Here is a 9,212-nt window from a genome sequence, read left to right on the forward strand (position 1 = left end):
AATCATAGCTCTTAAAAAAGATGTATGCCACGGTGCACCTGTGCATATGCTCTCCCCTGACGGTGAATACAATATAAAACCGATAAAGCAGTATCTTCCCGGAGTTAAGGTACATCTGATATGTATCGCAGGAATCAGATATGGGATAATTTCAAAAAAGAAGCTGGCCCTTGAGGATCTGTCAAAATATTCGTTTGCAAACCAGCCTTCAGGTTCGGAATCGCGTGTTCTCTTTGACAAAGCCCTCTCTGAAAAGAATATATCTTCTGAATCTGTTTTGGGATATGACAGAATATTAAACAGTGATATGGCCGTTGCAATGGCGGTTTCAAACGGCGACTGTGATGCAGGTGTTACCTCATATCAGTTTGCAAAGACATACGGACTTGACTTTTTCCCGATAGCAACCGCAAGATATGAACTTGCAGTCCGTGACTCTCATTTCGGGGACGAAAGAGTAAAAAAGCTGACTGATGCCATATCCTCTGATGAATTTAAGGAAATTCTCAGGGGAAAAGAGGGTTATGATGTATCAGTTACCGGTGAGATAAGAATTATTAATTAATTTTTCCTTTTTTTCACGCCGGAAACACATGAATGGCGGGAGCTTTAAAAATCACGTAAATTTCCTGTCCGCAGGAAAGAGAAAGATTCTCCACACTTCTCTGTGTAACAACTCCGGTTATTAAAACGCCGGTATCAACTATTATCCTGGACATGGCTCCGTTCCACTGAATATCTGTGATGATTCCCAAAAGTGTGTTTCTTGCAGTTGTGTCAGTCTTCTCTCTTGAAAATATTATCTCTTCTGCCCTTATACCCGCAATAACCTGACCTCTGAGGTCGGTTATCGCATGAAGCTTAACTGCGCCGAGGTCAATTTCAGTATATCCATCTGCCTCTTTTGCCTTTCCCCTGAACAGATTCTCCATTCCTGTGAAACGGGCGACAAATCCACAGGCAGGATTTTTAAAGATCTCTTCAGGTCTTCCTGTCTGGATTATTTTTCCCTCTTCAATAATTGCGACTTTATCCCCGAGTTCAATTGCATCTGTCAGGTTATGTGTCACAATTATACACGGGATGTCTGCTTCCTTAATTCTCTGGCGAAGTTCACGTCTCATCTCTGTCTGCATTCTGACATCAACTGCCGCCAGGGGTTCGTCCAGGAGGAGAATTTCGGGTTTTAAGACAAGTGCTCTTGCCAGTGCAACTCTCTGTCTCTGTCCTCCGGAGAGGCTTTCTACATTGACACCTGCGAGCTCTTCAATCTGCATCGCAGCGAGCTGCTTTGAGACAAGATCATCAATATCATCTTTTGGCATTTTTCTGCATCTGAGTCCGAATGCAACGTTTTCAAAGACTGAAAGGTGTGGAAAGAGTGCGTATGACTGAAACAGATGTCCGGTGTTTCTCTCTTCTGTTCTGGCTGAAATTTTATCCGTATGTGAAAAAATGATATTTTTGCCGAGTTTAATTTCTCCCTCATCAGGTTTTAGGAGACCTGATATAATATTCAGGAGAGTCGATTTTCCGGCACCGTTCTCACCGATTAAAACAAGTGTCTCCCCTTTCGGGACAGAAAGGTCAATATCAAGGGTGAAGTCACGGAGCTGTTTTTTAATTCTGACGGATAACATCAGATCCTCCTTTTTGTGACGTATTTAACTGTCAGAATCACTGCAAATGAGATTACAACAAGTATTATTGCAAGGCTGATTGCATCGTAGATATTGCCCTGCATTGTCGTGTATATCGCAAGCGGCATAGTCTGTGTTTTGCCCTGGAAGTTTCCGGCAAACATGATTGTTGCTCCGAATTCACCCAGAGCCCTTGCAAATGTAAGGATTGCGCCTGATACAAGTCCTGCCCATGCAATCGGAATTGTAACCTTTACCAGAACACTAAAACGGGATGCCCCCAGTGTTCTTGCCGCGTTTTCGTAGATTATATCGACCGCCTCAAAGCTTGACCTGGCCTGCCTTATGTAAAACGGGGATGCAACAAATACCTGTGCGAGAATTACTGCAAGTGTTGTAAAAGCAATCTGGATTCCGAATGCGTCAAGGTATCCGCCCAAAACTCCCTTTCTTCCGAATGCCATTAAAAGTGCAAGACCTGCAACAGCAGGCGGCAGAACAATCGGGAGATCAGTTAAGGTGTCGATTATCTCCTTTCCCCTGTACTCCTTTCTGGCGTTTATATACGAAAGAGGGGTTCCGAACAAAATCACAATTATTGTGCTTATGGTTGCGGTTGTCAGGGATAGTATGAGGGCATCCAGGACAACAGGCTCTTTTAAAGACTCAATGAATCCTTCCGGAGTAATCCTTAAGAAAAGCGCTGCCACCGGGAATATTATAAAGAGAAGAAAAAGCGTGAGAAGTACAAAGACAAGAATTGTTGTTCCCTGTCTTTTTAAGTCTCTTTTCAAAGCGCCTGAAAAAAATTTATTTTTATTCTGCAATCGGGTCAAATCCGTAGTCTTTTAGAATCGCGGCTCCTTTCTCACCGCGTACAAATGCGATGAAATCTGCCGCAGCCTCTTTATTTTTAGAGTCTTTAAGCATTCCAAGAGGATACTTTGCAATAACGTTGTATTCGGCCGGTATATCAATCTGTGTAAGCTGATCTTTGTATTCCTTTAAGATATCTGATTTGTATACAAATGCAGCGTCAGCCTCCCCAAGGGTGAGTTTCGGGACAACTGTTCCAATCGATGTCTCTTCTGAGATTACGTTTGCAAATACAGCGTCTTTGTATTCCTCTCCGTATTCCGAGTTCTCAGCCATCTTATCGAGAATCTGCCTTGCATATGAGCCGAAGGGGACATCCTTTGTTCCCATTACAATCTTGACACCCGGTTTTGCAAGGTCTGATAAGCTGTTTATCTCTGCTGTGTTCTCTTTTGGCACAATTACCGCAAGTGAATTTTCAAGGAATAATACAACAGTATCATTGTCCGTCATTCCCTGGTCCATTAAGGCATCCATGTGCTTTGTATTGGCGGATATAAATACGTCAGGGGCGGCACCCTGCTCTATCTGCGTTCTTAATGCCTGTGAACCGTCAAATACAGTTTCAACCTTTACATTTTTATTTTCTGCATTATAGGAATCGCGTATATCAGAGAATGCACCGGTAAGTGATGCCGCTGTAAATACAGTGAGTGTTGTCTGCTCTTCGGTTTGTACCTGTTTTTGTTCTGTTCCTGTGCATCCCGCAAATGCAATTGCGGCGATTATTAAGAGAACAGGTATTATCATTGAGAGTTTTTTGTTAAATTTCATAAAGATCACATGTTATGTTAAAATAATTTACTTTTTAATAATGTCATCCTCTGATATTAAAAGAATATTATTTGCAGCCATTGTTAATCTTAAATGCTTAATAAAGAGGCCGTGGGACAGCATTTTCAGGAATAATAAATTCCCTGAATTCTTTAATTCCTGGTGCTTTCTGCCGAAAAAAGTTGTTTATTTATTTTATTATTAATTTGTTTTATTTAATCAGTTAGTACTGACCGGGTGTATCGGAAACGGATTATCGCCTGCCTCCATCTCTTCAACTACCTCGTCCACATGCATAATCTCATCATATGCAGTGCCTGTTAAGCAGTATCCGTTCTTATCCATTGCCCATGCGGGATACTTGTGTGCAACTTCAGGCATTTCAACGGTCGGGAGTCTCCGAAAGCTCATAAGATCGTGCGGATTTCTTCCAAGTTTTTCTGAAAGCTCCTTTAGCTCTTTAATCCATCTCTTAAGCTCTCTCACATCGGCTTTGTTCCATCTGAGTATCTGGTTTATCTTCATGTAGGTATCGCGTTCGAGAAGCACGATTCCGACTGAGTTCTTGTCCTTTAGGTAGAACTCCATAAAGTCGTGAACATCCTTAAGACGGTTTGAGAGTTGTTCTATAGCCTCTCTGTTATCTTCTATTGCTTTTTGCAGTTCATCGCCGGAAAGATCAGACATTTTTCCTGTGTCTTCTTCAAGTTCATTGAGAATTTGTCTGATTATTCCAATTTCGGTCACATTATCCACGTATTTCTGGTGAAGTTCGGAGAGGAAGAATGCGGCCATGTGATCTTCTTGTGCCATTACGTTACACTATGGAAAATATGGGATAAATAGTTAGGTGATATGACGAAAAAAAGGCAGGGAAATTTTGATACTTATTATGCACCAATCAAAACCTATTTAGGATGAAAACCAAAACTAAAATTTCATAAACGTATCTGGCAGGATTTTTTGGATATTTTTAAAAAACCTTTCAGATAATAAATTCCACGGGTTTTTGGAGATAAAGGATATGAGAACTGTAACACTTACCGTAAAGCCGAGAGCAAAACCTGATATTTCTGTTGAGGCCGAGATAATAGTCCCTGCGAATTTCACAGGTGATGGATATAAAGATCTAAATGTATGGGAGGGGAACAGGGAGAGGAACCTGACCGATTTTTTTGAGATATCTATTGAGGGTGATGCTGAGAATGCCGGTGATGTTGAGATAATTCTAAAGGGTGAGGCCACAGGCACAATCAAAAGAATCGGCGAGTATATGGAAGCCGGAAAGATTACTGTTGACGGCGATATCGGGATGCACTGCGGGAATTTTATGAAAGGCGGCCTCATAGAAATTTCAGGCAATGCGGACGGCTGGCTTGGTCGTGAGATGCAGGGCGGGAAGATAATCTGCCACAAAAATGCCTCCCATTACTGCGGTGCCGGTTACCGGGGAGTAACAACCGGTATGAAAGGCGGTATTCTGGAAGTACTCGGTGATGCGGGAGATTTTTGTGGTGAGTGCCTTGCAGGCGGGGAGATAATCATACGCGGATCGTGCGGGGACATGACCGGTGTTGATATGAAAGACGGAGTTCTGACCGTTTACGGCGATTGCCATCGTCCCTGTGGAAATATGAAGGGGGGAACCGCAACCGTTTACGGTACTGCATATGCTATGCCTCCTGCGTTTTCCAATGAGGGCAGTGAGGAATTTGACTCAAAAATATTCACCCGGTTTAAGGGTGACGTGGCAAACAGAGGCAGGGGAATTCTGAGGGTTGCAAATTATGAATATTACTGATGCAAAATCCACAAAATGATGTGATTGAAACCCCGATAATTTATAAGAAATTTTGACTTTTATGCGAAAATTCCCTTATTTTAACCAGCCGGAAAAAAGGCGCACAGGCATCTGCAAAACAGACCCCATTTTTTGTCATAAAGAGTAACACTTTATAGCAGAGGTCGTAACACGAAGAATAAAAATACATCAAATTCGCTTTTGATATTTGAAATTAACCTTACTGGGTAAACTATTTTTTTACAATTATATTGCTTCATTTTAGCAATGCTTATATTCTGAGTACATGATATGTACCCTTGTCCCTTGCGGGGACGTGCAGTAGTGATTAACATAGTTTTCGACAGTATATTCTGTCAGTATTCAGTGAATGAAAAGCATTGCACATAATGGGTATAGGAGGAAAAATATGGCAAAATATTCCGAAACAATCGATCTTTATTCAGACGACGGAAAGGTTCTGAAAAGCAACGTTACCCTCGAGAAGATAAGCCCGCTGGTCAACCCGGCAACAAAGAAGCTTATTGATCTCACAAAGAGGAGCATTGCAGTTAACCTTGGCGGTATCGAGAAAGCTCTCAAGACCGGCAAGCTTGGAAAAGGCGGCATGATCCAGGGCCGTGAACTTGATCTCCCAATCATGGAGAACAAGGACGCAATCATTGCAAAAATTAAGGAAATGGTTGACGTTAATGGCGGCGAGACTGTCGTTCACGAGTACAAGGGCGGACAGCTCCTTTTAGTTGAAGCACCAAAAGCACGTATTGAAGCAGCAGCAACATATGATGCAGCTATCACATCCGTTGCAGCAGCAACAACATACGCAATTGTCGACCAGTTCGACATTGACATGTTCAATGCATCAACTGTAAAGGCAACCACCTTTGGCGGTTACCCGCACACAACTGATATGGAAGGTGCACTTGTATCCTCAGTTCTTGCAAACCCGCAGAACAATGAAGGTCTTGGTTTCTCACTTCGTAACATTGGTGCAAACCACTTTGTTATGATGACCGGAAGAAATGCAATGCAGTCTGCAGCTCTTTCATCCACACTTGAGACAGCAGGAGAGTTTGAGATGGGCGGAGCAATCGGTCCTTTCGAGCGCCACATGCTTCTTCAGTACGGATTCCAGGGTCTTAACGCAAACAACCTTGTATACGATCTCGTAAAAGAGAACGGCCAGACCGGAACAATCGGTACAGTCGTTCAGTCACTTGTCGAGAAAGCAATTGAGGACAAAGTAATCGTTCCGGGAAAGAAGGGCGGATACTTCCAGTTCTATGACACAAAGGATCCAATGATGTGGAACGCATATGCAGCAGCAGGTACACTTGCAGCAACCATGGTAAACTGTGGTGCAGGACGTTTCGCTCAGGCGGTTTCCTCAACAATGCTTTACTTCAACGACCTTCTTGAACACGAGACAGGTCTCCCGTCAACTGACTTCGGCCGTGTAATGGGAACAGCAGTCGGATTCTCATTCTTCAGCCACTCAATCTACGGTGGTGGAGGTCCGGGTATCTTCAACGGTAACCACGTTGTTACACGCCACGCAAACGGCTGTGCAATTCCGTGTGTGGTAGCTGCATGTGCACTTGATGCAGGTACACAGATGTTTACCCCTGAAGGCACATCTGCAATCATGGGCGAGACCTATGGTCAGATCCCTGAGTTCAACAAGCCAATTCAGCAGATCGCTAACGGCGTTTGAATAGATCAAAATACAGATTGGAATGACTAAAAGCCAGTATCCCCAATGCAGGGTAGTTCCTCTGCGCATGCTGTCGCCGCAAACTGCCGAGAAATTTCTCAATAAGGTAGTAAAAGTACCCGGAATAGTCAGGATGATGGTCAACGGACCATCAATTCCTGCTGTGGTGCCCTACGGCCCGGCAAGAGGAAAGCCGAACCCCAATACCAACAGGCAGGCCATAAAAATTGGTGATGCCGAGATGGATCTGAGGGTTCAGGTCGGATTGGTCGTATTCGAGGTTGAAGACGAGTCTGTTATCGAAAAAATCCGTGAAGTCTGCAATGATTTCTTTAAAGACTTCCCGTGTCAGGTTCAGGAAGGCAAATTCATGAAGACGTCTCCGACGCTTACTGATTATTGCAAATATGGTCCTGATGCAGATGAATCGTTAATAGGTCTTGTTGATCCGAGAAAGAAAGACGGCCCGATAATTATACAGGGAAGAAAATAATATGCCGCTTGGTCGTGTAACCCAGGTTGTGGACTGCCGTGAAAGTATGGGCATGGGAAAAGGCGGAGGCCTCGCACAGCGTGGCACAATATCAGAATGCCGCCATCCTGATGTCATAGTTGTAGGTATGTCTCCGGGTAGACGACATGTGACAAAACCTGTATGCGATATCACATCAGGGCTCAGAAGTGAAGGGGTCGAATTCTCCGTAAGCACTCTTGTGCTGAATGCGGGAAGCGGCGTTCCTTCTGATGCCCCGAAGATTGCAGGTTCAGTGCTGGGTGCTTATTTCGGTGTAAACGAGAAAGAAGTGGCTCAGATTGAGCAGCATAAGCTGGCAATCCTTCATCACGGGAACGTTCGTTCCCATGTTGTTGAGAAAGTCCGCAAAATACTGTCACTATGTAATGTAGATGCAGTTGTGGTGTCGCAGGCTCCAATAGACTATGAAGACCTTGCAAAGGTAGGTGTAAAAACTGCCTATGTTCTTCCGGCGGATGATAATATCCGCACAAAAGGAAGAGTTGTGGCAATAATAAGCGGGGTAACCCGTGGACAGACACCGCCAAGAGAGAAGATGGCAGAAGTTATTTCGGCTGTAATGAAAGTGATGAAACAATAAATTTGAGGTGAAATGAAAATGGCATACAAACCACAGTATGGTCCAGGTACATCTATTGTTGCGGCAAACAGGCGCAAACAGATGGACCCGACACACCAGCTTGAAAAAGTTCGTGATGTAACAGATGAAGATATTGTGCTTATCCTCGGTCACCGTGCACCGGGTTCAGCATATCCGACAGCTCACCCGCCCCTTGCAGAACAGCAGGAGCCTGACTGTCCAATCAGAAAGATTGTCGCACCAACAGAGGGTGCAAAGGCAGGAGACCGCGTCCGCTACATTCAGTTTGCTGACTCAATGTTCAACGCACCATCCCAGCCATACCAGCGTACATACGCAGAGTGCTACCGCTTCCGTGGTATTGACCCTGGAACACTCTCCGGACGTCAGATCGTAGAGTGCCGCGAGCGTGACCTTGAGCAGTACTCAAAACTCTTAATTGAGTCAGAGATGTTTGAGCCATCACTTGTAAGCTGCCGTGGTGCAACTGTTCACGGTCACTCACTCCGTCTTGCAGAAGATGGTATGATGTTTGACATGCTCCAGCGCTGTGTACTTGGCACTGACGGCATTGTAAAATATTTGAAAGACCAGATTGGAGAGCCACTCGACCGTGAAGTCGCAGTCGGAAAGCCAATGGGTGACGAATGGGTAAAGGCACACTCCACAATCTTCCACTCACTTGTTGGAATAGCATACCGCGATGATGCAGAGTATATTGAATACATCCAGCGTATCCACGCACTCAGGACAAAATACGGCTTTATGCCAAAGGAGTGATTTAAATGGGTAAAATCGAGAGATCACAGAAGCTTTTCTTAAACGCACTTAAAGAGAAGTTCCAGGGACAGGACCCTGAATCAGTAAAGACCACATTCTACAACTTCGATGGCGTTCGCCAGTCCCCGCGTAAGCGCGAATTTATGGCTGAAGCTAAGGGCATTGAAGCAAAACGTGGAATTTCAATGTATGATCCAGAGCACTGCCACCTTGGTGGTATCCCAATGGGTCAGAGACAGCTCATGACATACGAAGTGTCCGGAACAGACACATTCGTAGAGGGTGACGATTTACACTTTGTCAACAACTCTGCAATGCAGCAGATGTGGGATGACATCAGAAGATCTGTCATTGTCGGAATGGACCTTGCACACGCAACACTCCAGAAGCGTCTTGGAAAGGAAGTAACTCCTGAAACAATCAACGAGTACCTCCACATCTTAAACCACGCAATGCCAGGTGCAGCTGTTGTTCAGGAACACATGGTCGAGACCCACCCGGGCCTTGTCGAT

10 protein-coding genes and 1 pseudogene are annotated in these 9,212 nt (G+C 44.4%); 7 read left to right on the top strand and 4 right to left on the bottom strand.

Features of this window, described 5'->3' with window-relative positions; genetic code table 11:
- On the top strand, window positions 1-565 hold a 565-nt coding region (locus ACTB1O_RS01870; RefSeq protein ID WP_462993443.1), incomplete at its 5' end, for a substrate-binding domain-containing protein.
- A 13-nt stretch (window positions 566-578) separates the two neighbouring features.
- Here the strand turns inward: ACTB1O_RS01870 and ACTB1O_RS01875 are convergent.
- The 4 genes from ACTB1O_RS01875 to ACTB1O_RS01890 all read right to left on the bottom strand — a co-directional run bounded on the left by ACTB1O_RS01875 (window position 579) and on the right by ACTB1O_RS01890 (window position 4,103).
- Window positions 579-1,640 (bottom strand): ABC transporter ATP-binding protein, encoded by a 1,062-nt coding sequence (locus tag ACTB1O_RS01875; RefSeq protein ID WP_462993444.1) that lies wholly within the window; start codon window positions 1,638-1,640, stop codon window positions 579-581.
- Complete coding sequence (locus ACTB1O_RS01880) at window positions 1,640-2,434, bottom strand: ABC transporter permease (protein WP_462993445.1); 795 nt, start codon at window positions 2,432-2,434, stop codon at window positions 1,640-1,642. Before ACTB1O_RS01880 ends, ACTB1O_RS01875 begins: the two co-directional genes overlap by 1 nt.
- A 22-nt stretch (window positions 2,435-2,456) precedes the next feature.
- Window positions 2,457-3,290, bottom strand: a complete 834-nt coding sequence (gene modA, locus ACTB1O_RS01885; protein WP_462993446.1) for a molybdate ABC transporter substrate-binding protein — start codon at window positions 3,288-3,290, stop codon at window positions 2,457-2,459.
- A gap of 219 nt (window positions 3,291-3,509) precedes the next feature.
- Entirely contained in the window at window positions 3,510-4,103 is a 594-nt protein-coding gene (locus ACTB1O_RS01890) for a hypothetical protein (RefSeq protein ID WP_462993447.1), read from the bottom strand.
- 211 nt (window positions 4,104-4,314) lie between these two features.
- Here ACTB1O_RS01890 and ACTB1O_RS01895 point away from each other — a divergent pair, with 211 nt between their 5' ends.
- From ACTB1O_RS01895 to ACTB1O_RS01920, 6 genes and pseudogenes are all read left to right on the top strand, one after another.
- A complete protein-coding gene (locus tag ACTB1O_RS01895; protein ID WP_462993448.1) occupies window positions 4,315-5,091 on the top strand; it encodes a formylmethanofuran dehydrogenase subunit C in 777 nt (258 codons plus the stop codon).
- Window positions 5,092-5,500: 409 nt separating this feature from the next.
- Window positions 5,501-6,805, top strand: a complete 1,305-nt coding sequence (gene mcrB / locus ACTB1O_RS01900) for a coenzyme-B sulfoethylthiotransferase subunit beta (protein ID WP_462993449.1) — start codon at window positions 5,501-5,503, stop codon at window positions 6,803-6,805.
- 22 nt (window positions 6,806-6,827) lie between these two features.
- The gene (mcrD, locus tag ACTB1O_RS01905; RefSeq protein WP_462993450.1) at window positions 6,828-7,298 is read left to right on the top strand and encodes a methyl-coenzyme M reductase operon protein D; all 471 of its coding nucleotides are present in this window, start codon (window positions 6,828-6,830) and stop codon (window positions 7,296-7,298) included.
- Window position 7,299: 1 nt separating this feature from the next.
- Window positions 7,300-7,920: a methyl-coenzyme M reductase I operon protein C gene (mcrC, locus tag ACTB1O_RS01910; protein ID WP_462993451.1), complete on the top strand. Its 621-nt coding sequence runs from the start codon at window positions 7,300-7,302 to the stop codon at window positions 7,918-7,920.
- 18 nt (window positions 7,921-7,938) lie between these two features.
- Complete coding sequence (mcrG, locus tag ACTB1O_RS01915) at window positions 7,939-8,700, top strand: coenzyme-B sulfoethylthiotransferase subunit gamma (protein WP_462993452.1); 762 nt, start codon at window positions 7,939-7,941, stop codon at window positions 8,698-8,700.
- A 5-nt stretch (window positions 8,701-8,705) separates the two neighbouring features.
- Window positions 8,706-9,212, top strand: a pseudogene (locus ACTB1O_RS01920) (coenzyme-B sulfoethylthiotransferase subunit alpha); the annotation flags it as partial.

The sequence above is a fragment of the Methanomicrobium sp. genome (genome assembly GCF_055145805.1).